This is a genomic window from Holdemania sp., from assembly GCF_986127675.1.
This window is the reverse complement of the sequence record NZ_CFQZWI010000001.1, coordinates 24,924-51,655: the sequence shown is the minus strand read 5'-3', so window position 1 is coordinate 51,655 and position 26,732 is coordinate 24,924. Positions and strand designations below refer to the sequence as shown.

Annotated in this window: 24 protein-coding genes; 17 read left to right on the top strand and 7 right to left on the bottom strand. The window is 53.0% G+C overall.

Annotated features, from left to right (window positions below; genetic code table 11):
* Window positions 1-218: 218 nt before the first annotated feature.
* The 12 genes from AC5OW4_RS00240 (at window position 219) to AC5OW4_RS00185 (ending at window position 11,434) form a co-directional block, all read left to right on the top strand.
* Window positions 219-1,055, top strand: coding sequence for a transketolase (locus AC5OW4_RS00240; RefSeq protein WP_072683115.1), 837 nt, complete (start codon window positions 219-221; stop codon window positions 1,053-1,055).
* The gene (locus AC5OW4_RS00235; protein WP_072683116.1) at window positions 1,052-1,972 is read left to right on the top strand and encodes a transketolase family protein; all 921 of its coding nucleotides are present in this window, start codon (window positions 1,052-1,054) and stop codon (window positions 1,970-1,972) included. The genes AC5OW4_RS00240 and AC5OW4_RS00235 overlap by 4 nt, the downstream gene beginning before the upstream one ends.
* 3 nt (window positions 1,973-1,975) lie before the next feature.
* Entirely contained in the window at window positions 1,976-2,800 is an 825-nt protein-coding gene (locus AC5OW4_RS00230; RefSeq protein ID WP_195395715.1) for a triose-phosphate isomerase, read from the top strand.
* Window positions 2,797-4,245: a lactate racemase domain-containing protein gene (locus AC5OW4_RS00225; RefSeq protein ID WP_308559712.1), complete on the top strand. Its 1,449-nt coding sequence runs from the start codon at window positions 2,797-2,799 to the stop codon at window positions 4,243-4,245. Before AC5OW4_RS00230 ends, AC5OW4_RS00225 begins: the two co-directional genes overlap by 4 nt.
* A gap of 92 nt (window positions 4,246-4,337) precedes the next feature.
* Window positions 4,338-5,435 carry a hypothetical protein gene (locus AC5OW4_RS00220; protein ID WP_308559711.1) on the top strand — a complete coding sequence of 366 codons (1,098 nt, stop codon included), beginning with the start codon at window positions 4,338-4,340 and terminating at the stop codon, window positions 5,433-5,435.
* The gene (locus tag AC5OW4_RS00215; RefSeq protein ID WP_493676495.1) at window positions 5,432-5,773 is read left to right on the top strand and encodes a PTS fructose transporter subunit IIB; all 342 of its coding nucleotides are present in this window, start codon (window positions 5,432-5,434) and stop codon (window positions 5,771-5,773) included. Before AC5OW4_RS00220 ends, AC5OW4_RS00215 begins: the two co-directional genes overlap by 4 nt.
* Window positions 5,757-6,848 (top strand): PTS fructose transporter subunit IIC, encoded by a 1,092-nt coding sequence (locus AC5OW4_RS00210; RefSeq protein ID WP_308559710.1) that lies wholly within the window; start codon window positions 5,757-5,759, stop codon window positions 6,846-6,848. Before AC5OW4_RS00215 ends, AC5OW4_RS00210 begins: the two co-directional genes overlap by 17 nt.
* A gap of 5 nt (window positions 6,849-6,853) precedes the next feature.
* Window positions 6,854-7,714: a ketose-bisphosphate aldolase gene (locus AC5OW4_RS00205; RefSeq protein WP_493676494.1), complete on the top strand. Its 861-nt coding sequence runs from the start codon at window positions 6,854-6,856 to the stop codon at window positions 7,712-7,714.
* Between the two features lie 86 nt (window positions 7,715-7,800).
* Window positions 7,801-9,759 (top strand): BglG family transcription antiterminator, encoded by a 1,959-nt coding sequence (locus tag AC5OW4_RS00200; RefSeq protein WP_072683122.1) that lies wholly within the window; start codon window positions 7,801-7,803, stop codon window positions 9,757-9,759.
* 29 nt (window positions 9,760-9,788) lie between these two features.
* Window positions 9,789-10,244, top strand: coding sequence for a PTS sugar transporter subunit IIA (locus AC5OW4_RS00195; protein WP_072683123.1), 456 nt, complete (start codon window positions 9,789-9,791; stop codon window positions 10,242-10,244).
* Entirely contained in the window at window positions 10,237-11,100 is an 864-nt protein-coding gene (locus AC5OW4_RS00190) for an aldose epimerase family protein (RefSeq protein ID WP_493676493.1), read from the top strand. Before AC5OW4_RS00195 ends, AC5OW4_RS00190 begins: the two co-directional genes overlap by 8 nt.
* A gap of 163 nt (window positions 11,101-11,263) precedes the next feature.
* The gene (locus AC5OW4_RS00185) at window positions 11,264-11,434 is read left to right on the top strand and encodes a metallophosphoesterase (protein ID WP_493676492.1); all 171 of its coding nucleotides are present in this window, start codon (window positions 11,264-11,266) and stop codon (window positions 11,432-11,434) included.
* Between the two features lie 122 nt (window positions 11,435-11,556).
* Here the strand turns inward: AC5OW4_RS00185 and AC5OW4_RS00180 are convergent, their stop codons facing one another.
* The gene (locus AC5OW4_RS00180; RefSeq protein ID WP_308559707.1) at window positions 11,557-12,426 is read right to left on the bottom strand and encodes a hypothetical protein; all 870 of its coding nucleotides are present in this window, start codon (window positions 12,424-12,426) and stop codon (window positions 11,557-11,559) included.
* A 133-nt stretch (window positions 12,427-12,559) separates the two neighbouring features.
* On the opposite strand from AC5OW4_RS00180, the gene AC5OW4_RS00175 reads away from it, so the two are divergent.
* On the top strand, window positions 12,560-13,498 hold the full coding sequence (locus AC5OW4_RS00175) for a LysR family transcriptional regulator (RefSeq protein ID WP_072683127.1): 939 nt from the start codon (window positions 12,560-12,562) through the stop codon (window positions 13,496-13,498).
* Window positions 13,499-13,584: 86 nt separating this feature from the next.
* Here the strand turns inward: AC5OW4_RS00175 and pepF are convergent, their stop codons facing one another.
* The 5 genes from pepF to AC5OW4_RS00150 form a co-directional block, all read right to left on the bottom strand.
* A complete protein-coding gene (pepF, locus tag AC5OW4_RS00170) occupies window positions 13,585-15,351 on the bottom strand; it encodes an oligoendopeptidase F (protein ID WP_308559706.1) in 1,767 nt (588 codons plus the stop codon).
* Window positions 15,352-15,587: 236 nt separating this feature from the next.
* The gene (locus AC5OW4_RS00165; RefSeq protein ID WP_072683129.1) at window positions 15,588-16,346 is read right to left on the bottom strand and encodes an SDR family NAD(P)-dependent oxidoreductase; all 759 of its coding nucleotides are present in this window, start codon (window positions 16,344-16,346) and stop codon (window positions 15,588-15,590) included.
* Between the two features lie 649 nt (window positions 16,347-16,995).
* A complete protein-coding gene (locus AC5OW4_RS00160) occupies window positions 16,996-17,667 on the bottom strand; it encodes a lysoplasmalogenase family protein (RefSeq protein ID WP_308559705.1) in 672 nt (223 codons plus the stop codon).
* A gap of 254 nt (window positions 17,668-17,921) precedes the next feature.
* The gene (gene feoB, locus AC5OW4_RS00155) at window positions 17,922-20,042 is read right to left on the bottom strand and encodes a ferrous iron transport protein B (protein ID WP_493676491.1); all 2,121 of its coding nucleotides are present in this window, start codon (window positions 20,040-20,042) and stop codon (window positions 17,922-17,924) included.
* Window positions 20,043-20,044: 2 nt separating this feature from the next.
* Complete coding sequence (locus tag AC5OW4_RS00150; RefSeq protein ID WP_006058412.1) at window positions 20,045-20,290, bottom strand: FeoA family protein; 246 nt, start codon at window positions 20,288-20,290, stop codon at window positions 20,045-20,047.
* Between the two features lie 227 nt (window positions 20,291-20,517).
* Between AC5OW4_RS00150 and AC5OW4_RS00145 the strand changes: the two genes are divergently transcribed.
* Window positions 20,518-21,252: a hypothetical protein gene (locus AC5OW4_RS00145; protein ID WP_072683132.1), complete on the top strand. Its 735-nt coding sequence runs from the start codon at window positions 20,518-20,520 to the stop codon at window positions 21,250-21,252.
* The gene (locus AC5OW4_RS00140; RefSeq protein ID WP_072683133.1) at window positions 21,249-22,013 is read left to right on the top strand and encodes a hypothetical protein; all 765 of its coding nucleotides are present in this window, start codon (window positions 21,249-21,251) and stop codon (window positions 22,011-22,013) included. The genes AC5OW4_RS00145 and AC5OW4_RS00140 overlap by 4 nt, the downstream gene beginning before the upstream one ends.
* Before the next feature lie 299 nt (window positions 22,014-22,312).
* Here the strand turns inward: AC5OW4_RS00140 and AC5OW4_RS00135 are convergent, their stop codons facing one another.
* Entirely contained in the window at window positions 22,313-24,148 is a 1,836-nt protein-coding gene (locus AC5OW4_RS00135; RefSeq protein ID WP_072683134.1) for an FAD-dependent oxidoreductase, read from the bottom strand.
* A 122-nt stretch (window positions 24,149-24,270) separates the two neighbouring features.
* Here AC5OW4_RS00135 and AC5OW4_RS00130 point away from each other — a divergent pair, with 122 nt between their 5' ends.
* On the top strand, window positions 24,271-24,975 hold the full coding sequence (locus AC5OW4_RS00130) for a response regulator transcription factor (protein ID WP_072683135.1): 705 nt from the start codon (window positions 24,271-24,273) through the stop codon (window positions 24,973-24,975).
* Complete coding sequence (locus AC5OW4_RS00125) at window positions 24,956-26,422, top strand: sensor histidine kinase (RefSeq protein WP_493676490.1); 1,467 nt, start codon at window positions 24,956-24,958, stop codon at window positions 26,420-26,422. The genes AC5OW4_RS00130 and AC5OW4_RS00125 overlap by 20 nt, the downstream gene beginning before the upstream one ends.
* Window positions 26,423-26,732: the final 310 nt, after the last annotated feature.

The following is a 26,732-nucleotide window of genomic DNA, read 5'->3' as shown; positions in this document are numbered from 1 at the left end:
ACCAGACTTTCTTTGATTCCCCAGCCATTTTTCCTCACGCAAGATTCAGGCAGCTGACCCGATCCGCAGGCATGTCTGACACAGGGGCGAAGTGGCATAAAGGCGGATCTGTATCGTTTTGTAAGGAATAACGTCAAATTTACCGGAACTTTCTGGACCTGATCGTTCAGTATTCATGGCATTTCTGCTTTTATGATTAAGGCAAGGAGGCGAGTGTCATGAATGTTCGACAATTACAAATCGCCGCGGATCAGATGCGGTTGGATATCCTTGATGAAATCACCACGGCGCAAAGCGGGCACATCGGCGGAGCGTTGTCGATCTGCGAACTGCTTGCGGTACTTTATGGAGAACACATGAAGATCCGGCCCGAGGAACCGGCATGGCCGGACCGCGACCGGCTGGTATTATCGAAAGGCCACGCATCCTCCGCACTGTATGCGGCGCAGGCGGCGCATGGGTATTTTGACCGGGCGGAGCTGAAAAAATTCCGGTCGATTGACGGAATCCTGCAGGGACATCCCAGCATGACGAAAACGCCGGGGGTGGATATGTCATCCGGTTCGTTAGGCCAGGGATTGTCATGCGCCAATGGCATGGCGTTAGCCGGCCGGGTCGACCATAAAACCTACCGCGTGTATTGCATCTGCGGGGATGGGGAAATGCAGGAAGGACAGATCTGGGAAGCGCTGATGACGGCCGCTCATTATAAGCTCGATCAGTTAACGCTGTTCGTCGACCGCAACGGCTTACAGATCGACGGTCCAACTGCGCAGGTAATGAATATCGAACCCCTGGAAAAGAAGCTGGCTGCTTTCGGGTGGTTTGTGCAGACGATCGACGGCCACGACGTCGCCGCCATCGACCAGGCGATCAAGCGTGCCAAAGCCGCATCCGGGAAACCCTCCGCCATCATTCTCAATACGGTGAAAGGCAAGGGTGTTTCCTTTATGGAAAATATCGTCGGCTGGCATGGAACACCGCCGGATTTAAAACAAAGTGAACAAGCCCGCAAAGAATTGGAAGCGCGGCTTCACAAGGAGGAACAAGCATGACGAAAGCCACGCGGACAGCGTATGGCGAAGCGCTGGCGGAACTGGGGGAAACTTATGATTTTCTCGTTTTGGACGGCGATTTGTCCAAGGCAACACAGACCTGTCTGTTTGCCCGGAAATATCCGGAACGCTTCTTTGATATGGGCATCGCCGAACAAGATCTGATGGGCACAGCGGCCGGCATGGCCAGCTGCGGCAAAACCGTCTTCGCTTCCACGTTCGCGATGTTTGCGGCGGGCCGGGCTTACGAACAAATCCGCAACGCGATCGCTTATTCTCATCTGAATGTAAAAATCGGTGCGACCCATGGCGGCGTGCTGATCGGCGAGGACGGCGCCTCCCACCAGTGCATTGAGGATCTGGCGCTGATGCGGGCGATCCCGGGAATGACCGTGATCGTTCCCTGCGATGAATTTACGGTGAAATCGGCAGTGGAGGCGGCGATTCTCCACGAGGGTCCTGTCTACCTGCGGTTTGGGCGGACTTCTTCCCCCGCGGTGCATCGCCCGGACGTCAAGTTTGAAATCGGAAAAGGTCTTGTCGTCAAGGATGGAACCGACGCTGCGATTCTGGCCATCGGTGATCTGGTGTATGAAGCTTTGCAGGCAGCGCAGATTCTGGAAAGAGAAGGCATTGCGGCTGCGGTTGTCGATATGAGCACAGTCAAGCCGGTTGATCGCGGACTCATCTGTCATTACGCCGCCAGGACCGGGAAGATCCTGACCGCTGAAGATCATAATGTTATCGGCGGATTGGGCAGTGCGGTCAGCGAAGTCGTCGCCGAATTGGGACAGGGGCAGGTCCGCCGGATCGGAGTCCAGGATCGCTTCGGAACTTCAGGCAAGCGCGATGATTTGAAGAAACGCTATGGTCTGGATGCGGAAACGATCGCTCAGGCGATCCGGGATTGGAGGTAAACCATGGATCATCTTTATGTGAATTTAAAACGTTTTGATATTTCGCCCCGCAGAGGCGGCGTCAATCGTCTGGCGCCGATGGATCAATGGGCAGCGACGATCATCCGTCAGGTAGAATCAGGATTCACGTTCACTTCCCAAACCGACGTGACGTTTTTCTTCCCGGAAGCTCATTTAATTCCGGCAGTGGCAGCGGCGAAGAAAATCCATGTCGGCGCGCAGGGCGTGTTGGGTCTTGATACGGAGGCCGGCGGAAATTTCGGAGCGTTTACGACGAGTCTGACCGCGAACGCCGCTGTGGAATTGGGCTGCCGGGCGGTGATGATCGGTCATGGCGAACAACGGGCAAAAGACCGCGCATTGTTGGAAGCGGCCGGCGTGGAAGCGGAAGACGCGATTTCCCGGACATTGAATAAGGAAGTTCTGGCCGCGCAGAAAGCGGGACTGGACGTGCTGTTTTGCATCGGCGAGAGCGCCGCGCAGCGTCCGAAGTGGCAAAGCGTGCTGCAAACCCAGCTGGAAATCGGCCTGGCGGGCGCGGATCTGAAAAAAGTCGTGATCGCCTATGAGCCGCTGTGGAGCATCGGACCGGGGAAAATCCCGGCCTCGCCGGATGAGATTCGGGAAGCGGCCGTAAAAATTAAACAGGTGATTCCCGTTCCGGTCGTCTATGGGGGCGGTTTGAAGAAAACCAACGCGGCAGCGATCGCGCGGATTGCCCAGATCGACGGCGGGCTGATCGCTCTGACCCGTTTTGAAGGCGAGATCGGGTTTTATCCCGATGAATTTCTGGAAATCATGCAGGACTATCAGGAGGCGCGAAAATGAAAGTAGAATTGGAATACGGCCCGGGAACCATCTGGGCCGAACTGCCGGACACGACCGATATCTTTATCCCGGGCGTGACGGTGCCGGATCCGCCCCATATTCCGGAAGACCAGCTGGTACAGGCGACGCAGGACAGTCTGCTTCATCCGATCGGCATGCCGCCGTTAAGCGAGCTGGCTCATCCCGGCAGCCGCTGCGTCATCGTTTTTCCCGATCGGGTGAAAGGCGGGCAGCAGCCGACAAGTCATCGCAAGGTGGCGATCCGGCTGATCGTCGACGAACTGATCGCGGCAGGGGTTCGGCATCAGGATATCTTGTTGATCTGTTCCAATGGTCTGCACCGCAAGAATACCGAGCCGGAGCTGCGCGGGATCCTCGGCCCGGAACTGTTTGGAGAATTCTGGGGGACGGGGCAGATTCTGAATCACGACTCGGAAGATTATGAACATCTGGTCGATCTGGGGAAAACCGAACAGGGCGATCCGGTCATCATGAACAAATATGTTTACGACGCGGATGTCGCAATTCTGATCGGCCATGTCCAGGGCAACCCCTACGGCGGTTATTCCGGCGGTTACAAACACTCGGCCACCGGGATCACGCACTGGCGTTCGATCGCTTCGCATCATGTCCCATCCGTCATGCACCGGGCTGATTTCACGCCGGTCAGCGGCCACAGCCTGATGCGTGATAAATTCAATCAGATCAGCATGACGATGGAAGAGCGGATGGGGAAGAAATTCTTCTGCTGCGACGCCGTGCTGGACACGCAGTCCCGGCAGATCGCGATCTTTTCCGGCTATGCGAAAGAAATGATGCCGTTAAGCTGGAAGGTCGCTGATCGGCGAACCTATGTGCCGTGGGCGGAAAAGAAATACGATGTGCTGATTTTCGGTGCGCCGCAGTTTTTCCACTATGGCGAGGGAATGGGCACGAACCCGATCATGTTGATGCAGGCGATCTCCGCGCAGGTGATCCGGCTGAAACGCATCATGAGCGACCGCTGCGTGATCATCTGCCAGAGTCTGTGCAACGGGTATTTCCACGATGAGCTGTGGCCGTATACGCGCGAGATGTTTGAGATGTTCCAGCACGATCAGATGAATACGCTGCCGGACATGAACCGGGTTGGGGAATATTTTGCGACAAACGCGGAATACATCCGGCGTTATCGGTTTGCCAACGCCTTCCATCCCTTCCATGGGTTCAGTATGATCTCATGCGCGCATATCGCCGAGATGAACACCGCGGCAATTTATATCACCGGAGCGATGGAACCCGGCTACGCCCGTGCGATGGGCATGAAAACCCGCGCTACTGTGGAGGAAGCGCTGGCCGATGCCCAACAGAAATATGTCGGCGGGCATCCCAACATTCTGGCGCTGCCGCTGACCTTTAAGACCAGCGCCGTCCATCTGATGATGAAGGATCAGCACCTTGATTAACCAGCGGTACCTCCCCATCCGCAGCCATCAGAAAAATAAATGACGTCTGCCTCCGGCAGAGTGACGAAAGGTTGAAAGAAAGAAGGAAAATTATGAGTGAAGCTTCCTCAAGAATCTGGATTTTTGATCATGATCGAATCACCCGTCCGTATATCGGCGGCACGCTGTTAAATCAATGGCGGAGAATGGAACCCGCTGAAAACAATCATCAATGTGAAGAATTGCTGGTCACCTCGATCGGCGCAATCTCATCGGGACATGGCGAGGGTTATGCGATCAGCCGCACAATCGCGGCGCAGGGCGGCAAACGGCTGGACGCAATCATCGCGGAAGATCCTTCCGGCGTGCTTGGCCCGCGCAGTCAGAAACGGCTGCCCAATCAGCTCGGCGTGCTGGCGCGCGCCGGCGATACGATCGTCCGGCTGGTGCTTCAATGCCATCCGCGCAAGGAAGACGCCGCGCGTTATTTTCACAGCCCCTGCGGCAAGACCGAAGCCTGGTACATCGCCCGCACGCAGACCGTGAACGGGCAGCCCAGCTGCATATATGCCGGCTTTTTGCCGGGAGTTACCGCCGCCCTGTGGAAATCTCTGTTTGAAAAGCAGGACGTCGCGGCGATGGTGGATTGCCTGCACAAAATTGAAGTGAAGCAGGGCGACGTCATTCTGATCCCGGCGGGGATGCCGCATGCCGTGGGGCCGGGCTGTCTGTTTCTGGAAATCCACGAATGCAGCGATATCACAATCCGCGTGGAACGGCAGGTCAACGGCGTGACGTTAACAGATGAGGAAATGTTCAACGGTCTGGATGGCGAACATGGCCTCGGACTGTTTGATATGACGACCTATACGGAAGACGAAATCCGCCGGCGGGTGATTATGCATCCGAAGGCGGAAGTCCTCCAGGGCGCAAGCCGATCGGTCATGATGATTGATGAGACCGATACCGACGCCTTCGGGATGCAGATCGTCGAGGTTCATGGGGAATATACGCTGGCCAATACCGGCGAACACCGGCTGTGCGTGCCGATTGACGGCGACGTCAAACTGACAACGCCGCAGGAAAGCGTCACCCTCACTCAGGGCTGGGGCGCCCTGATCCCGGCGGAATGCTCCTCGGTTACATTGCAGGCAGAAACGGCGCGGGTCCTGATCGGACTTCCGGCCGTGATAAAGGAGGAATCAAAATGATGAAGATCGTTGGCGTGGCCGCCTGTACGGCGGGGATCGCCCACACCTACATCGCCCGTGAAAAGCTGATGAAAAGCGCGCAGCTCCGCGGACACCAAATCCATTGCGAAACGCAGGGAACAATCGGCGTTGAGCATGAGCTGACGCCCGAGGACATCAAAGCTGCGGATGTCGTGATTCTGGCGATCGACGTGGCAATTACCGGAATGGAACGCTTCAAGGGGAAGAAAGTCGTTAAAGTCGATACGTCGACCTTGATCAAAAACCCGATCGCCTTGATCCAGAAAGTAGAAAAAGCCATAGAGAAAGAGGGAACTTCGCATGAAAAAAACGTTTAGAGAAATGAAACAGCACATTCTTACCGGCATCAGTTATTTTATTCCGTTAGTTGTCGCCGCCGGTTTAACGATGGCGATCGGCCGTCTGATCGCAGGCCAGAGCGTCGCCAACCTCGGTGAAAGCGGGATCGGCTATTGGCTGTATCAGACCGGCAATCTGGGCATGCAGCTGATGGTCCCGATGCTGTGCGCGTACATCGCCTTCAGCGTCGCCGGCCGTCCGGCGTTAGCGCCGGGCTTCATCATCGGTTATGTCGCGAATAATATCAAAGCTGGATTTATCGGCGGTATGATCGGCGGCCTGTTGGTCGGTTATCTGGTCGTCCTGATCAAAAAGTATATCAAGCTGCCGAAATCGCTGGAAGGCATCATGCCGGTCATTATCATACCGTTTTTATCCACAGCGGTTGCCGGGCTGCTGATGTACGGCGTGCTCGTCGGTCCGATTACCTGGTTGACCAATCTGTTAACCACATTCCTGACCTCGCTGTCGGAAGGCTCGCGGTTTATTTACGGCGCGGCGCTGGGCAGTATGGCGACGTTTGACTTCGGCGGTCCGGTCAACAAGGTCGCGACAGCGTTTGCCAACGCGTTGTATACCGACGGGATCCGCGACGCGAAGACCGTGCAGATCATCGCTTCGATGATTCCGCCGTTTGGGATCGCGATCTCCTGTCTGTTAACCCCGAAAAAATATACCCGCAATGAAAAAGAAACCCTGAAATCCGCAGTGCCGATGGGCTGCGTCATGATCACTGAAGGCGTCATTCCGATTGCCGCGCGGGATCTGGTTCGAGTTGTCGTTTCCTGCGTTGTCGGTTCGGCGGTCGCCGGCGGCTTGTCGATGATGTGGGGCGTTTCTTCCGAACTGCTCAACGGCGGCTTCATCGCATTCCCATTCTTCAGCGATCCGATGAAAGGGTTGATCTGTCTGGCGATCGGCAGCGTGATTACCGGCGTTGTGCTTTCCTTCTTAAAGCGTCCGGTCAGCGCGGCGGATGAAACCGGCGAGGATCTGGGGCATGAAATTTCTGAAGACGAACTGGATGAAATCTCCTTCGTCAACGTGGAGTAATCGCCATGTTGATCTCATTGAAAGAAATGCTGGCGAAAGCCAGAGAAGAACAGTTTGCTGTTGGAGCCTTTAATACGACCGATCTGAATCTGGTTCGGGCTGTGATCGAGGAAGCTGAAGCGACGCAGTCGCCGGCGATTCTGCAATTTGCGCCGGGAGAGTTTAACTTCGCCACGCCGGAATTCTTTGCCTATGTAACCCTGCGGATGCGCAACAGTGACGTTCCCTTTGCTTTGCATCTGGACCATGGCAAGACGGCGGAGGATTGCCTGCGGGCGATCCAGGCCGGATTTACTTCGGTGATGATCGACGGTTCCCAGCTTCCATTTGAAGAAAATATGCGGCTGACCCGGCAGGTTGCTGAACTGGCTCATGCCTGCGGCGTATCCGTGGAAGGCGAAATCGGAACGATCGGCGCGATGAGCACCTCGGACGAGGGCGGCGTGGAAAACATCACCTATACCAATCCGGAAGATGTAGTGAAGTTTGTTGAAGGCACAGGCGTGGACGCTCTGGCTATCGCGATCGGTACAGCTCATGGTTTATATCCCAAAGGCTTTGTCCCGAAGCTGCAGCTTGAGCTGCTGAAGCAAATTCATCAAGTCGCACCGGTTCCGCTGGTTTTGCACGGCGGCAGCGACAATCCGGATGAAGAAATCCGTCAGGCCTGCGCGATCGGAATTCAGAAAGTCAACATTTCCAGCGATATTAAGCAGACCTTCTTCCGCACCCTGCAGGCAACGCTGGATGAAACCCATGGTTTTCTGCCGCCGAAGATGTATGGCCCGGCAATCGCCCAAACCCGCAGCACCGTCCACGCAAAAATGGAACTTTTCGGTTCGCTGGGCAAAGCGTCCTTCTATTAAATCAGATACATAGCCAGGGCACACCGCTTGACAAAGAGGAGGATGCAGGAACACGATGAGAAAGAAAACGACAAAGAGGTGACGCGATGAGGATGAAGGCGAATAAAAAAAACCGGATCAAGCATCAGATCCTGCAGATTCTGCTGGAAAACGAATGGTTTTCAGCCTCCTCCATCGCCCGTTTGTTAAACCTCTCGGAAAAGAACGTCCGCGGCAAGATCGACGAACTGAACGATGTGCTCCGGCAGAAGAATCTCGGTGAAATCATCAAGGTGCCGGGGAAGGGCAGTCTGTTGAAAGCTGACAGCGAACAACGCAAGGCCCTTTCCAGTCTGTATGGTTCCTATGAGGTGGAAGATATCGTCAATGGCGAATACCGGCTGTATGTCTATCTGCGGATCCTGTTGTCCCGCTTCGGCCATCGGCTGACCGTCGCTGAATTGAGCGAGCTGACCTATGATTCCCTGCCCGTCTGCAAGAAAAACCTGGAAACCTGCGCGCAATGGCTGAAAATGTTTTCGATTGATCTGTCCGTGCGGCGCAATTACGGGATAGATTTAGAAGGGCAGGAGGTCAGCTGCCGGCTGGCGATCAAACATCTGGTGATCAACGACAAGGCCCATTCGATTGAAGCGAATATCCGCTATTTTGCCAAGGGCATCAATCTGGAGCTGCTTTCCGAATGTATCGACGCTGTTGAAAAATCGTGGAATTTCAGTTTTACCGAGGAATCCTACAACAGTATTCTGTTGTTTGCGGCGCTGGCGGTCACCCGTTCGGATATGGGACTGCTTCAGCTGAAACAGGAAGAAAAAGACATCGTCGTCAAATATAACGAATATGAGCTGTCCCAATCGTTGTTTAAACAGATTGAGGAAAAGTTTATGATCCGGATCGACGACGAGGAAGTGAAATACTTTGCGATTCAGCTGCTCTGTTCGCAGATGATCCACAACGGTGCGGCCGATCTGGAATACGGCGTGCGGGATTACGATAAGAAAATCAAAGAATTTGTTCAGCGGATTATTTCAGTCGTTTCCAATATCATGAACGTCGATCTGACAATGGATCACGAGCTGTATTACGGCTTGTTGAATCACATTCGCCCCGCCGTCTTCCGCATGAAATTTGAGAAGCACTCCACCGCCAATCTGACCAGCTTTATCCAGGAGGAATACCGCAAGACCTACCGCGTGTCGTGGGCGTTGAGCATCCTGTTTGAGGAGTATTACGGAATCCAGATTTCTTCGACGGAGCTGAGCTATATTACTTTATATATTCAGGCTTCTCTGGACCGGCTGGAACCGCCGCTGACGATTCTGCTGATCACGGAGCTGGGCATGGGCCTGAATCAGATGTTCTGCAACAAGATCAAGCTGGCAATTCCGAAGATCAAGGAAATCAAAATCCTGAGCCTGCACGATCTGGACGTCGGCGAGCTGGCGGGCTATGATCTGATCATTTCCACTTCGGCGCTGCCGGTGCAGGACGAGCGGATCGTTTATATCGAATCGCTGCTGAGCGGGCATGGCATTGAAGAATTGAAAGAGAAGATCGAATATTTAAAGAAGACGAAAATTAACCAGAAATCACATTTCGATGTCTCCTGCCATACGCTGTTTGATCCGCGGCTGATTTTGATCCATCCCGCAGCCCGGGATAAAAAGGAATTGCTGCGGAAGATGACAGACCGGCTGCTGGCGTGCGGAGCAGTCAGCGAGAAATATCTGGGCACGGTGCTGGAACGGGAAGGCGCTGTGTCAACCTGCATCGGCAACGGCGTCGCGATTCCGCATGGATATGCGAATTATGTCAATCAGTCGCGGGTGGTCGTGGCTGTGCTGAAAGATGCGATGCAATGGAATGAGGAAGAACAGGTGCGGCTGGTTTTCCTGCTGGGACTTCGGGTCAACACCCGTTACGAATCGGAAAAGACCCAGTTGTTTTACAAGAGTTTTTTGGAAATGATTGATACCGAACAGGACGTCAGTGAACTTTGCCGCCTTTCCCAAGAAGAACTCTCTTTCCCAAGAAGAACTCTATAAATTTTTAGTTCGATAACAGGAGGAACACCATGGAATTGGAGAATGTTTTAGATGAAAAAATTATGACGGTTTCGCTGAAAGCCGCCGATAAAGACGACGCGCTGAAGCAGATGGCCCGGCAGTTGAAGGAAAATGGTTATATTGCGGATGTCGAAGCGTTTGTCGCGGATATTTACAAGCGGGAAAAAGAGGGGATCACGGGGATTGGCAACGGCGTCGCGATCCCCCATGGCAAAAGCGACAGTGTGTCCCGGATCGGCGTTGCCGTCGCCAACCTTGAACACCCGATCAAATGGGAAACGCTGGATGGCAAACCGATCGAAACGATCTTCCTGTTTTGCGTCAGCAACGATCAGAATTTTGCCCGCAATCACATGATCCTGCTTTCCCGGCTTGCCGCCAAGCTGGCGGATGATGAGCTGCTGGATAAAATCAAGCAGGCCCGGTGTCCGCGTCAGATCAGGGAATATCTGCTTCATGGCTGAGGTGGAAAGGGAGGCAATCCGGCTGACTCAGGGATCAATGGAAGCGATGATTCACCCCGGACGGGGCGCATTGATCAGCTCGCTGATGTGGGCGGGACGGGAGTGTCTGCACCGTTTGCCGGAGAACATCGCTTCCAGCGAACGTCCGCGGTGCGGAATTCCGGTCATGTTCCCTTATTATGGGAATCCCGGCGGCGGTGTCCTTAAATTAAAAGGCCGGGAATATCCGGCGGGACTTCATGGTTTTCTTCATTCATTTCCCTGGACCGTAGAGGATTTAAAAGTGAATCAGGCAATACTGCGAATGGACAGTGATGAAGAATTGGCCGGACGTTATCCGTATGCTTTTCATGCCCGGATGACGATTACGCTGACGGATGAGGGCTTGATTTCCACAGTGGAGATTACCAATGACTCCTCAGAAGTCATGCCCTGTGATTTGGGGATGCATCCGTTTTTCCTGATTGAGGATTATGATGCGCTGACGCTTGTCGCTCACCCTGAAAGAATGGAAGATGCTGCAACGGGAATCCCGCTGGATCATCTGAAGAAAGCCAGTGTTTTGGCGCAGGGGTGCTTTTTGAGCCATTGTCCGATGATTGCGGTGGAGGATCCCCTGCGGAATCAGCGGATGGAACTGCGATTGGAAAAAGGATATCGGAATCTGATGGTGTGGTCCGGCGACGCGCATCGTTTCCTGGTGCTGGAACCGCTGACGGGACCGTTGGATGGCATCAATCAGAAGCAGGCCGGACTGAATCTGGCGCCCCGGGCAAGCGCCAAGATGACCTGGTCGCTGCGGTTGAGCCGATTGAAGCCGGAAACCGCTGCGGATTGCCCCAAGGGCACGAAATGAGAACAGAACCCCAATGAGGTTGGAACAAAAGCCGGATGATGCTCTGATCAACGCAGAGTCCCATCGGCTTTTTTATGATTTTATTTCCGAACGTTCTTTAAAAATGATAAACTGAAATCAGAGAAAGATTTCTAACTTAATTAGAACAGAAGAGGAACAAAGAATGAAAATAGCGGTACTCAGCGATATCCATGGGGACTTTGACAAGCTGAAGATGATCCTTGATCAGATTCAAGGAGCGAATAAGCTCGTCTTGTTAGGGGATTTGGATGTCGGGAGAGATTTCCTTCCGTTTGCCGGACATTCCCAAATCAGAAAAAGCTGGAATCCATGAAAGAGTATTCTTTCCGATTCCAGCTCATTTTTTCTCTGCGCGGTTGCTTCGAAGGTTGTTCTTGCAGGAAGAAACAACAAAATGGAAAGTCCGCAGCGGCAGTGCAAGTTACCGGTTAAACCTTATTCAAAAGCCTTTTGCCAGGCAGCGTAGTACATTCCGATATAGTTCTCGTATTCCGTCGCCGTGGCGCCGGTAACAACGTCGCCAACCAGTCCGACATTATCTTCATTTCTGCCGAATTCTCCTTCCGGGAACTGATATTCAATGCAGAAATCGCCGATCTTTTTCAGGTTGCCGCTCCAGCCCAGTTCGCCGCCTTCAATGCCATAGCCCGTGCCGACTGCGGTCCAGTGTCCGATCAACGTCTTAAACCGGGACTGCGTTTTATCCAGATGTACGCCGTCTTTCCGATCCAGCGTGTAGGTCGCGCAATCTTCGATCGGATTTCCCTCTTCATCCAGACACCAGTAGTTGCCGGCTGCCAGCTGTTCCATATACCAGGCCGCTAAATCTTCGTTCAAGATCTCCTTGCTGAAATCCTTGATTTGATCATTGCTGTAAATCGGCATGCCGGTTCCGTCCCCTTCGCCGGTCAGGATGATGGCCTCATCCCCAGTTCCTAATTGGACTTGTCTGGCATAATACCCCTTTGCACCCGTGACGGCTACACCGGGGATGTAGTTGCTTTCATCCATGCCGGCAATTTCTTCTTCGGTGAACGTCGCCCAATGATCCGGCAGATGACATTCCTCAAATGTGTAACCGGTCGCTTTACCCTCTTTTACCGTCACGGTCGCTGTGGCCAGGTAAGCCGGGTGATCGTAATACGTCATGTACGAAGTGTAGCTGCCATCCTTTGGCTGTTTCACCTCTTCCGCCGGAACAGTCGGCTCCGGGGTTGTTGTGGTTTCCGGCGCTTTCGTTGTCGCGCAAGCGGCCAGAGAGAACGCCGTCATGCAAGCGGCGATCATCATCAATCCTTTCTTCATTTCTTCTTTCCTCCTTGTATGCTTCATTATAGTGAAAGAATGAACGAATGACGCAAACAAAGCGTTGAACTGATCATCAACTATTTGTTACAATAGTGGTAGCGCAGAATGTCTGCCGCGGGAGGGTTTTGCCATGAATCTGGAACAGCTGAAATATTTTATCGACGTGTGCGAAACCGGCAATATGACTCAAAGCGCCAAAAAATTCTATATCTCTCCGCAGGGTCTGAATAAAAGCCTGCGATCGCTGCAGAAGGAGCTGGATGTCGACTTGTTGATCTTTCAGCAGCGCAAAACGGAAATGACCGAGGAAGGACGGCTCTATTACACGCAGATCAAGGATCTTGTGCGGCAGCTGGAACAGATCAACGACGATATCCGCCGGAATTCCGATAAGACGCTGAGCGTGGCAATCTCAAGCAATACCTATGCGATGGTGCAGGGACTGCTGGAACAATTTGAGCGCACGGAGCCTGAAGTTCGGGTGATTCTCAGCGAGTACTCGGATAAAATCGTTGAGGAAAAACTGCTGCGGCAGGAAGTCGACGCCGCCTTCATCACCGGCCCGATCTTCACCAGCGAACTGCAGAACGTCCGGCTGTTTGAGGCGTATAACGAATTATGCGTGCCGCGGGGACATCGGCTCGCTTCGCACAGCTTCGTCACCTTTCACGATCTGGTCAACGAACCTTTTTTAACCTTAAACGAAAGTTATAAAATCTACGATTGTTACAACGTCCACATGCGGATGGCCAATGCCGCGCCGCGGATAGTGTACTGCGGCTGTGATCTGGAAGCAATCCGCCGGCTGGTCGAGGAAGGCAGAGGGCTGGCGATCAGCAATCCTCAGTTTCCGATCGAAAGCGAAAAGATCGTCAAAATTCCGATGCGCAACAAGAATCCATGGCAGCTCAGCGTGGCGATTCCGCTGCGGCCGCAAAGCCGGATCGCCGAACGGTTTTTCCAGATCGTGCAGAAAGCCGCGCTGCCGTTAAATAAGAAACTGCCGCTGTCTTCTGCCATCGCGCCGGCCAGCTTCCCGGCATCCGAGGATCAGATTCAGGCGGAATAAAAAGAGAAGATTAAAAAATCCTGCTTCGCTCGGAGTCTGCCGGGCAAAAGCAGGATTTTTGTTGTGCCGAAAGCACGTGGGGAAATTCAGATTTCCCGCATCAGCTTTTCAAACTGATCCAGCGTTTCTTCAAAATAGCGGAACGCGTCGTCATAGACCTGTTCGCCGCGCGGATCCGCGCCGGCTTCAACCAGCTGATCAATCGGAGCGCAGCTGCCTCCGCGTGTTAAAAAGCGCAGGTAAGCTTCCGTTTCTCCTCTGAGAATCCGGGAAGCGAAGGATAAGGCGACGGACATGCCGATCGTGTATTTATAAACGTAGAAGTTGTAATAGAAATGCGGAACGGAATAGCATTTGTATTTTTCCAGTTCATGCACGGTGACGGATGGACCATAGTAGTCCTGATTCAGTTTGTAATAATAATCTGTCAAATCGGAGGAAGACAGAGCCTGCCCGGCTTCCAGCTGCTCGTGCAGCCATGCTTCAAACTGGGCGAACATCGGCTGACGGTACAGCGTTCCGACCAGCTGCTCCAGCATGTTGTACAGCAGTGAAGCCTTCATTTTCGGATCGTCGCTGTTTTGCAGCATGTACTGGTTCAGCAAGACTTCGTTGACCGTGGAAGCAACCTCCGCGACAAAGATGCGGTAATCCGCCAATAACGGCCGATTGGCCCGGTGGGAGAAGAACGAATGCATCGAATGGCCCAGCTCATGCGCCAGCGTGCTTAAGGAATCATAACCGCCGGTGAAGTTGGTCAGGACAAACGGATTGGAATCGTAGGTGCCCCAGGAATACGCACCCCCGCGCTTGCCCTGATGCGGATAATAGTCGATCCAGCGCTCAGCCCGCGCCCGTTTTAATAAAGCCTGATATTCTTCGCCTAACGGCGCTAACGCCTGATCCAGAATTTCAAAGCACTGATCGAGATCATAATGTGCATCGACAGCCTGAACTAACGGGACGTTCAAATCATAACTGGTGCAGTCATCCAGTCCCATGATCTTCTTTTTTAATTCGTTATAGCGCCAGAAAGTTTTGTGATATCTGGTGTTGGCCATGTCCAGTACCTGATTAAACAGCGGAACATCCGCGCCGTCCTCAAACAGGCTTGCTTCCAGCGCGCTGGAGAAATGATGCAGCTTTGCCTGGAGCACCTGTCCCTGGGCGTGGCCGATCAAGGTCGAACAGAAAACGTTCTGATGCCGGCGGTATTCTTCATAGAAATGCTCAAACGCCTGCCTGCGGATTTCTCTGTCCGGATTGTGAAGCAGCTGGTTCATGATCGCCTGATTTAAGAATTCCTCTTTTCCGTCGATCATCACCGGTTTAAATTCCGGTACGAACGCTTTGAACGTTTTCTGCGGATTTTGAAACAGATCGCTCATCTGCGCCAGCAGCTGCTCGGTCTGAGCGTCTGGACGATGCGGGATGGTGCGGAACGTTTCTTCCATCGGATAGCGGTAATCTGCGCAGTCTTCCGCGTTCAGATACGTTTCGATCACATTGCGATGCTCGATCAGTTCCTGATCGACAAAGGTTGTCGCCGCTGCGGCCTGATTGACAAAAGTGACCGACTTGGCCAGATTCTGCTGGACCTGCGGATCTTCCGGTTCCACGTCGGCGCGCATCTGGGCATAAACCGTCAGATTTTCGCACTGCCGCTGCAGTTCCTCCTGTCTGTCCATAAAGCTGCGGAAGCTTTCACGGGACTCCGTGATGTGTCCCTGTGCCTGCGTGATCTGGTTCAGCAGCTGTTTCGCATGTTTTAGAGCGGCGTCAAACTGGGCCTGATCGGCGAACAATCCGCTCAGATCCCAGGTATCTTCAATTCGAATTTCTTTTCTTTCCATGTTGGATATCACCTCTGCCTTCCATTGTATCATTAATTCCTGATTTTCCCATTTCTTCCTTTCGACAAAAAGAAAAAAATTCCGTTTTCTTCCGGAACTTTTCTCGGATTCAAATGTTCGCTGATCCATAAACGCGGATGGGAAAGTCAGTGTTGTTTTTCGCTTTGTGGGGAGAACGGTTTTTTTGGTAATTCAGGGAAAGGAAACCCTGAGCGCAGGCTGTGCTATCCGGCAGATTAAGAGTGCATGTGCAGACCGCCGTCCAGCATGAAGCTCTGACCGTTGAGATAAGCGGAATCGTCAGAGGCCAAAAAGGCGATGATCGGTCCGCAGTCCTCTTCCGTTGTGCCGATGCGGTGCAGCGGAGACTGGCGTTCCAGCGACTTCAAAGCCGCCGGTTGGGTGGTGCGGAACGTCTCGGTCGAAATGATCGGCAGGAAGACGTTGGAGGTAATCCCATACTGCCCCCATTCCCGGGCGGCTGTGCGGGTGATCGCACGGATGGCTTCCTTTGCCATGCCGTAAGCACCGAATCCCTCGTTGCCGTCAACACCGGCAGCCGAGGCGGTGTTGATGATCCGGCCCCAGTGGTTTTCCTTCATGTAAGGATAGCACAGCTGCATGAATTTCAGACTGGCCAGCGGTCCGGTCTTGTAAGCGAGTAAGGCATAATCGCTGTCAATATCGGGAATTGCCCGGTACAGCATCGCGCCCTGAGCGCAGTTGACAAGAATGTGAATGGTGTGGAAGCGGGCGATTGTTGCTTCGATGGCCCGGTGGATCTGGGCGTCGTCGACAACGTCGCAGGCGACCGTCATCACTTCGCCTTCGTTATCCCGATTTTCAATTTCGCGGCGAATCTCGTCGAGTTTTTCCTGACGGCGGGCACAGAGGACGACGGAAGCCCCATGCGCGGCTAAGACCTTCGCGATCCCCGCGCCGACCCCGGAGCTGGCCCCGGTGACGATGGCAATTTTACCAGAGAGTTTACCCATAAATCTCACCTTCCTTTATTTTAGTATAGCACTAACTCGTGAGGAAAGAGCAGAATTTAACAAAGTATTGCTTTCACAAAGCGCTCCGAGGGAAAAACCAAAGACAGCAGACTATGAAATTCAGAAATCAATATTTCAGGGAACTTGCAGCTGTGCGATAGCCTTGCGGTGGAGCGCTTGCGCCGCTGTGCTCCGCTGCTTCTACAAACTGCCGGAAAAGACGTTCGCCGCTCTTGGGGACAAGCATAAAAGCTGAGTTTCTTCGAATGGGGGAAGTGATGAAACGTCCCGGGGCAATCCGCCGAGCGAGGCCGAATTGCGATAATCAAACTCGGCCTGCCGTATTTTTGGATCAAGGCGAGACAGGTTTGTTTGCGCTGTTGGGCCGGCACTCCCACTGAGGTTCTAAAGAAGATTTCAGACATGGACAATGCCTCAATTCGTTATAAAATAGACTGTTTCTTATGTTCGTTTAAAAGGATATCTCCAGAAATTTCTGCGCTTACGCACGCTGATCAATTTGGCAAAAGCAATCATACAGACTTCGCGAAGCCGGCAGATTCCTGACCGGACAAAAGAATAAACCGCACGTCAGCGTTCTTCCCAATGGAGAACTTCAGGCTTTGCTTTCATGGAAAGCAGGATGACCTCACCGTGCGGCATGAGCGAAGCAAAGCAGGGCTGGCAGATAGAACGGCCAGATCCAGCCGCCGGCCGCCGCCAGCGGACCGCCCAGCTGAAAGAGCACGACGTTCAGGTCGCACAGAGCTAATAACACGGTTCCCATCGCCGTCCAGAAACGAAACCGGATATCGGCTGAAGGGGGCTGAAGCTCAGATGGATTCTTCCCAAGCTTGTCAGCCGCGGATTTCAAAAGGAAAGTATGCGTAAGCATTCTCAGCGCCGCGATGAGGTTAAAGCTGGTTTGAATTGCGTAGAACATCACCAGACAGATCATTTCCGGCAGTTTCAGAAGCAGCCCTGCGATAAAGAACAAGCCGCCGAGGATCAGGCACAGCTGGAGTGTTTGTTCCCGGGAAATCAGGCTGAAGCTCAGACACAGCTGGACAAGACAAAAGCCGGCGATCCCGGTTTCCCATTGCCGGGTAAATAACAGAAACAAATCGGCCAGAGCACAGCCGGTCAGAACCAGAAGCGACAGAGGATCCGCCTGCTGCCCCTTCCCTTTTGACATCAGCGCGCTTGCCAGACACAGGACAACCCCGATCCACTTCCAATATTCAATCTCCGCAGCTCCCGGCAGAACCCCATTCTCCATCCCCAGAATTAAAACGCAGAAAAAGACCGCAAGTCGAAACATCTGCGCCACCTCCTGCATTTTAGCCTGCCCCTTTCCGCACAGCCTTATCAGGTCTTTGCCCTGTTGCGAGGATAACTGTCTTTTCTGTTCTGACCGAAATCGGTCTGAAATAGACCGTTAAAAAGAAAAAGGAGCGCCGGCAGCGCTCCAACAGGGAGGGAAGAAAGGTGAAGATCACAGGGGAAAGAAAACTGAATGATCGTGCAGAAAGAGAAGGTTTACCGCTGTGGATGAACGGATTTTCTTATTCCTGTTTAGAACAACCGCAGGATAAACGCCGCCAGACTGCAGCAGACGACACCACATACCGTCGGGATCAGGATCGCCGCGGCGGTCCATTTGACACTCTTGGTTTCCTTGTAAATGGTCAGGCAGGTCGTCGAACAAGGCCAGTGAAACAGCACGAAGATCAAGGTGCATACCGCCGTTGTCAACGTCCAGCCCTGCGCCAGAAACAAGTCCTTCATCGCGCTCAGGCTGCTCATTTCGATCAGCGAGCCGTTGGCCATGTAGGCCATGATGATGATCGGGATGACGATTTCATTCGCCGGGAATCCAAGGATGAAGGCGATCAGGATCACGCCGTCCAGTCCCATGAAGCGGCCTAACGGATCGAGAAACCCCGACGCCCAGGCGAGCAGCGACTGCCCCTGCACGCCGACGTTGGCCATCACCCACAACAGAATCCCGGCCGGCGCGGCCACGGTGATCGCCCGTCCCAGAACGAATAATGTGCGGTCAAATACCGAGCGAACCAGCACCTTGCCCAGCTGCGGCCGGCGGTAAGGCGGCAGCTCCAGCGTGAACGAGGAAGGCACACCGTTTAAGACCGTGGCCGACAACAGCCGGCTGACTAAAAACGTCATACCCAGTCCCAACAGGATCGTCAGGGTTAAAAGCAGCGCCGACTGCAGCGACTGCGTCAGCCCTGCGGCCGAGCCGAGAAAGAACATGGTCAGAATACTGATCAGCGTGGGAAATCTTCCATTACAAGGGGCAAAATTATTGGTCAGAATCGCGATCAGCCGTTCCCGCGGAGAGTCAATGATCCGGCAGCCGATCACCCCGGCGGCGTTGCAGCCGAAGCCCATGCAGGTCGTCAGCGCCTGTTTGCCGCAGGCATGCGCCTTGGCGAACGTTTTGTCCAGATTGAACGCGACGCGGGGCAGATAGCCGAGATCCTCAAGATAGGTAAACAGCGGGAAGAAGATCGCCATCGGCGGAAGCATAACTGCGACTACCCAGGCTAATACCCGGTACATCCCCTCGCTCAGCATCGTGACGATGACACCCGGCAGATGCAGCGCCGTCAGAAACTTCGCCAGCGGCGCTTCCAGAGAGAATAGAAATTCCGCCAGCATCTGCGAGGGAATATTCGCGCCGGCCAGCGTGATCCATAACACCAGACACAGAAGCAGAATCATCAAGGGAATCCCGGCCCAGCGGGAGAACAGAATCCGGTCGATCTGCCGGTCGCGTTTCATCGCCTCGGCTTCGTTCATCGTCACGGTCTGTTCCGCCAGCTGCTGCGCCTGCTGGACTGGGCACTGGATCAGCAGGTCCGGCCAGTTGTCGTTTTTATACGTCTGATCGAGCACCTTGCGGCTGCGCAGGGCCAGACTGTGAAGTGTTTCAATATCCGCCTGATTTAAAGCTGTCGATGCGTAGAGCGACTTCAGCGTCGAGTCCGGATTGTTCAGAATCTGCAAGGCAATCCAGGGAATGTCGTAGGCCGGATCGAGCATCCGCAGCTGTCCGCGCAGGCGGTCCAATTCGTTCTGAATGACAAACGGATAATTCAGGCAGGCGATCTGCGTGCGGGGATGCTCGCATAGTTGCGCGACGGCGTCCATCAATGCGTCTAATCCCTGATGACTGCGGGCGCTGGCGGCGACGACCGGGAGCTGAAGCAATTCACTCAGCTTTTCCAGATCGATTTCAATTTTCTTTTTGCGTGCTTCATCCATCAGATTAACGCAGACGACGACATTCGCGGTCATCTGGAGAATTTGAAGGACGAGGTTGAGATTCCTTTGCAGGGCGGTCGCGTCGCACACCACGATCGTTACGGCGGGCTTTTGGAAACAGATGAATTCGCTGGCGATCGCTTCCTCAGCGCTGTTGGCGATCAGGGAATACGTTCCCGGCAGATCAACCAGCGTGTAGTCCGTTTCCTGATGCCGGGCGATGCCTTTGGCCAGCGCGACGGTTTTTCCCGGCCAGTTGCCGGTGTGCTGGTTCATGCCGGTCAGCTCGTTGAACACGGTGCTCTTGCCGACGTTCGGATTGCCGGCCAGCGCGATCAGAGTCTCGGAATCACCGAACTGGAAGCGGCGGCTGGCTTTCGCGCTGGTCGACTGAACAGTAAGTCCCATACCTATTCCTCGTCATGCTCGACAAGGATGGAACGGGAATCTTTGTCGCGAATGGCAATGACCGTACCGCGGATCAGATAGGCCACCGGATCGCCGGCGCAGCTTTTGACCAGCGGAATCAGCTCGGTGCCCTGAACTAACCCGATATCCTGCAGGCGGGTGCGGATCGAACCGGTGCTGTTGAGCTGGGTGACTTTGCAGCGCTTACCCAACGGGATCTGATTTAATGAACATTGGACGATACTCATAGTCAATTCCTCCTTTAAGTTGGTCATGGGAAAGCTTGTTTCCCACTACCAACTTATGTGAAGGGAAAGCGTGCTGCTAGGCTTACGGAACAGCCTGCAAAAAGAAAGGGGGAAAAAGCGGACTTCGATGCGCTGAATGATGAAGGAATTCTTACAATTTCTTTGTTCGCTGAAAGAACGAAAAACGGGATGATATAATTTTATAAAGAAAGGGGAATTCAAAAGCCATGAAGAAAACAAGGGTACTGGAATCCAAAACGCTGACCGTGCTGCTTTTGCTTGTGATTCTGGGCAATGTTATTGGAATAGTCAGCACGCGCCGGCATCAGTTAACGCCGACGGATTACCGGCACTGCGGTGTTTTTGAGTTCAGCGGAGCAAATGGGAGCGGCCATGTTGAATTTACCAATGCCGAGTCTTCTTATAATATTACACGGCAGGGGGAATTCTGCGCCAATATGGAATTCTTCGCAAAATCAGAAACCGGGCTGGTTCCGATCTCGGCGCTGAATCGGCTGCATAACGGTGATTCGCTGCTTGTGATTCCGGTTTATGATTCAGTGTATGCCGAACTGCTGAAGGTCAAGCCGGACACCTCGCCTCTGATGCTGCAAGTGGAAGGTCTGTCTGAAGGGCTGACAGAGCGGGATCCGCGGCTGGAGGCTCAGAAAGCGGAGATTCTGCGGATCCTGACGCCGCACTTTACGGGACAGCCCGACTGGATTACATATGCCTTGCGCACAGACGAGCAGGGCGAAGTGAATATGATCATCATCTTTGAGGATCTGGACACTGAACAGATTTATGCCGTGGAGGTCACGGGCGCCTATTTTGACGAGCAGGATGTTTTCCATTTTGGAGAAAAAGAATTGCGCCTGGCTGACGTCCGGGAATTTGAGCGGCAGGCTGCTGCGGATTCGACCTGGATCTGGGGGAATGGAAAGGGATTGGCGAGCGAATGAAACAAAAAGGAATCAACCTTGTGCTTCTGGCTGTTGCGGCGTTAACGCTGGTTTTGCTTGGACGCAGCGTGATGCAGGAACCGGTAGTGGCAATCAGCCGCGAAGTGTGGGAATATTATCATACATCCGTATATTCAGGATATCCCTCGACGCCCAATCGAAGAGAATGGAATCCGCGGCTGCTAAAGGACGATCTGCGCTATGCCCGGCAGGCAGGCGATCTGGAATGGCTCGATCAGCTCAAACGTGTCCAGGCCGCGTCCCGCTGTCAGACACCCCGGTATAACTGGTATCCGGCATGCAATATCCTGCTGACCGACGAACCGCGGATACAGGGATCAATCCCTTTATTGACCCGGGAAGAAGCGCAGACGCCGGACGTCCAGGCCGCGCTGGAGGAAATCCTGTTTCGCTTTGCCAGCCTGCGCTATAAACAGAATCCCGAAGGAACATTGACGATTGAAAACGCATATTTTATTGATTCAGAGCTGGGCAATACGGCTCAGCTGTTCGCCTGGGTGAGGGAGGATTTGGGGGAATCGGAAGAAACGAAAACCTTCGTTTTAGTGATCCACAATCTCCATCAGGCAGAAAACCGCTGGGTTTACTGGAATGATCACTATGGTTACAGTTCTGATTTTTGCGATCTTGTCCTTCCGCCTGACGAGGACTGGCCGGAATATCACGCGACCCCGTTGCCGCTGATCGAAGGTGCTTCGATGCGGTTCGATGAAATGGAATGGATGCTCGGCCGTTTGTAGACGAGAAAAAGGTGAAAACGCCTCTTTCTAAAACGATCATTCTTCTCTATTGCGATTTTTGGATAGGGCATTCAACGAACTGCGATTATTGGAGGTACTGATGAAAAATGAATTGCGATTTTTCAAGGATCGCTGGATTTCACAAAAGAATCGGTTTGCGCAAAACTTTGTAAAACATAATCTGACGTCCACAAGCTGACAATTAAAAAACCAGACCGGCACAGTGCGATGACTGCGGCAGTCTGGTTTTGTCGTTTTGATCTGGAAATAACAGAAATGAAACAGCGTGGGGACTTCCTTTATTTACCCGCGTTTTTCGCAGCGTTTGTGCCTGCGGTATAACCGGAGAAATTGGCCCATCCCTGCATCATCGCCGTCATGGAATCCGCGCCGTTCGCGCCGCCGACAACGCAGCCTGCGCCATAGAGATTAGCGATCGGATTGCCTTCCGCATCCACAATCTGGAGATTTTCGTTTGCTTTTAAGCCGCCCAGCGTCGTTGCGAAACGCGGCTTCTGTTCGACGATGACATAGGTTCCTTCTTTTAAAGCTACCGGATCCGGTTTGTCAAACTGTGTGTCTTTTCCGGCGGCGCACATCTCGTTGTAGTTAGCGACCGTCGCGGCTAAGCCTTCTGCGTCGATGCCCATCTGGCCTGCCAGCGCGCTCAAATCTTCACCTTTGACGATAATCGGCTTGCCATTGTTGGAAACTGAATACCAGTCCTCGATCGAAGCTTCCGAAGGGATTAACTTATCTTCCACAGATTTGGCAAGATAGGCGGCATAGGCGTCTTCATCCATGACCAGATAAAGAATTTTATCTTCCTGAGCCACGGTAGCATTAGTGATGTCGCTTAATGTGCCGACTTCGCTGACTACGCGTTCACCCTTGGAGTTGACATAAATCGCACCGTGGCCGTTGGTCGCTGCCGTCGAACTGGCGGTGGCGGCTAACCCCTTGGTCGGGAGCTTTTCAACACCCTGCGCGTAAACCTTGACTAAATCCAGATTGATCGTCGCCGCGCCGACTTCTTCACCCATGACCAAGCCATCGCCGGTGTCGCTGTCGCGGCCATAGAACAGATATCCATCCAGCGATTTTGGAAGCAGCTCCTGGTTCGCGCCGAAGCTGCCGGTCGCCAGGACGACGGATTTCGCGTTGAAGGTGACTTCCTTGCCTGCCGCATCCGTGCCCACAGCGCCGATCACCGCGCCGTTGTCATCCGTGAGAAGCTTGGATGCCCGCACATCGGTGAACAGCTGACCATGATTTTGTGCCAGCAGCGTCTGCATCTGATCCAGGAAGGAAACGGAACGTCCGACAACGCCGATCTGCCGGGAAGCGGAATGATCCGGATACTGCGTTGCGGCCGCGTCATAAGCAATTTTTAAATCGTCGGTCAGCCAGTCGATGCACTCGCCGATGTTGTCCGCAAGCAGTCTGACCAGCACCGGGTCGTTCTTTTCCAATCCGACCTTCATGATATCTTCATACAACAAATCGGAAGAATCCTGCGTTTCATTCAGGACTTCTTTTTGAATCCGGGAATTGGTGGCAACCATCGTGCCGGCATTTAAGACCGTATCGCCGCCGATGAAGCCGTTCTTTTCCAGACAGATGACATTCGCTCCGGTCTGAGCGGCCCGTACGGCGGCCGTAATGCCGGATCCGCCTCCGCCGATGACCAGCACGTCGCAGTCATAGCTGTCGTTGAGTGCTTCCGCCGCGACTTCGGTGTTGAAACGGGTATTCAGATCTGCGCCAGCCTGAGTCAGCGCGTCTTTGACCGCGGAAATAAAGGTGGCGCTGGTGATCGTCGCTCCGGTAATCGTATCCAGATTGACGGTTTGGTTGGCGATGATCTCATCGGTCAGCTTTTCCATTGCATTGGTGCCGATTCCGGCCGTCTCCGACGATTCAACGACGTTGATTGATTCGATCGCCTGATCGCTGACCGTCACTTCAATCGTGATCGGCGCGTTGTGGCCGGTGACGGTCGCAGTATAGGTTCCCGGCGTCAGCGCGGCGGCTGAGGTATCCGGGGTTGGCGTGCCGGCGTCGCCGTTGTTGCCGCAGCCGGCGGCTGAAGCAGCGAGCACCAGACATAAAGCCAGTTTAAGAAGCTTTTTCATTGTCTTTCCTCCTCTTACAATGCAACAAGATAATAATTTAACAATGTGTTGAAAATATTTTGTTTTTGACACAGTTTTGACGCAATTCTGTTGTTTGTTATAATAAAAACGGGAGAACAAACATGAAAACGATTTTAATAGTGGATGATAACGAATCGATCTGCAACATCTTATATCATTATGGTAAAGAAGCCGGCTACACGATGGTAATCGCGCATACTGGTCAGGAAGGACTTACCTATTTTACCAATTACAAGCCGGATGTCATCCTTCTAGACGTGATGCTTCCGGATATCGACGGCTTTGAGGTCTGCCAGTGTATCCGCAAAGTATCCCGGGTGCCGATCCTGATGATTACCGCCAAGACAGCCGATCAGGACCGCGTGATGGGATTGGATATCGGGGCTGACGATTATATTCTCAAGCCGTTTTCCTGTCAGGAGGTGATGGCACGGATCCGCGCGGTTTTGCGCAGAACAGAGGACAATCCGGAACAGGCCGATTTCGTTTATGGCAATTTAATGATTCAGGAAAGCCGGAATTTAGTCAGTCTGGACGGCAAGCCGATCAATTTGACAAAGAAAGAAATGGAGCTGCTGGTGCTGCTCGCTTCTCATCCCGGCCGGGTGTATTCCCGCGAGATTCTTCTCGATCTGGTTTGGGGATACAGTGGGGAAAGCTATGACCGGGCGGTGGATTCCTGCGTGAAGCGGCTGCGCGCCAAGCTGGACGAATATCCGCACCCCTGCTTCTCCATCAAAACGATCTGGGGCGTAGGGTACAGTTTTGCCTATGAGGAAAAAAAGCATGAGCAAGCTGACAAGTAAGCTGGTCGTTATGTTCAGCGCCGTGATTCTGAGCTATGCGGTGATTCTGGTGTATAATTTTTCGCACTTCACTGCCGACGTTCTGAATTCACATCACGTCGATATTATTTTCCGCGGCGCGGAAAACGCGGCGGAAACCTTTGAACGCATGCTTCCGGAAGACACGCGGCCGGATAACTTTATCCAGGCGGTTCGGGATACGGGAAATGCGGAATACAGTCTGGCCCTGCTTTCCGATATCAGCGATTACAGCTATTCCCTGTGCGATCAAAATGGCGAATATCTGTACTTAAACGAAGATCAGCTGATTCAGAAAAACGATATCACTTTGATCCCGGAAGCGGAAACCGTCCGGGATTCAGCGCTGGCGGGAGAAAGCTCCTGTCTTGAGTTTCCGACGGAAGAAGGGCATATCATCGCCGGGGCCGCGCCGATTCATAATAATCAGGGAGAAACTGTCGGTGTTCTTCTGATCCTGCATCAGGCCGGCGATTCCGCGGCGATGCAGTCGAAGATCAACCGTTTTCTTTTCGGGCTGACACTGGTCGTTTTACTGCTGCTTCTGTTAGTCAGCGTGTTCATGTCCTTTCATTTTACCGCGCCGATCCGGAAAATCACGCAGATTGCCAACGAGCTGGCGCATGGCAATCTGTCGATTCAAACGAATATCCATCAGAAGGATGAAATCGGACAGCTGGCCTATTCGATGGATCAGCTGGCGATTGAGTTGCGCAAAAGCAAGGAAATTCAGAGAAACGAAGCGAAAATGCACGATAATTTCCTGGCGGATATCTCGCATGAATTAAAAACACCGGTGACCGTGATTCGCGGGTCGCTGGAATCGCTGGCGGACGGGGTGATCAAGAATCCTCAGGATGTCGCCGCCTACTATCGGCAGATGTTGGCGGAAAGTCAGTACCTGCAGAAACTGATTCAGGACCTGTTGATGATCTCAACCTTGAAAACCAAGGAATTTAAAATTAAACAGGAGCCGGTTCATCTTTCCGAGGTGATGTCCGATACGGCGATGAGCGCCCGCGGCATGGCGATGAAAAAGAAAATTCAGTTTGTCACGCAGCCGCCGGAGAATGATTTCGTCATCCTGGGCGATTATGAGCTGATCCGCAAGTTGTTGATGTTGATTCTGGATAACGCGGTTAAATACACAGAATCAGGAAAATCTATTTATTATTATCAGACCGACCGCGGAGAAATTGTGATTCAGGACGAAGGCGCAGGCATGGATCAGGAAGCTCTTTCCAATATCTTTAAACGCTTTTACCGGCAGGGAAAAGGAATTGAGCGCGGCAGCTCCGGAATGGGGCTGGCAATCGCAAAAGAAATCGCCGTCCGGCATCAGATTGAGATTCAGGTTGAAAGTGCAGTGGGCGCAGGCACGACGTTTACGCTTGTTTTTCCAATAGATAAAATGCATGTTGAGAAATAACAGACGATAATGTAACCACTGATTGAAGAATTTCTTAGCATGAGAGTTTATTTCCGTAGTTCCTTAACTGATAATTAAAAAAGCATAAAAAAAAATTCCTGCCCACCCAACCGATGCATCAAACGATACCACGGACAGAACGCCCGCAGCGAAAGCGGGGACGGAATTCTTAATTATTAAATATCTGTACATGTAAAATGGCTGAGATTTTTAATTGCAGAAGCGTGATGTTTCAATGTAACCTGATATCGTATTTCGTCAATTCTTGCGTCTTCCTTCAAAGTGAGGTAGGATTAAAAACAGATTGGGA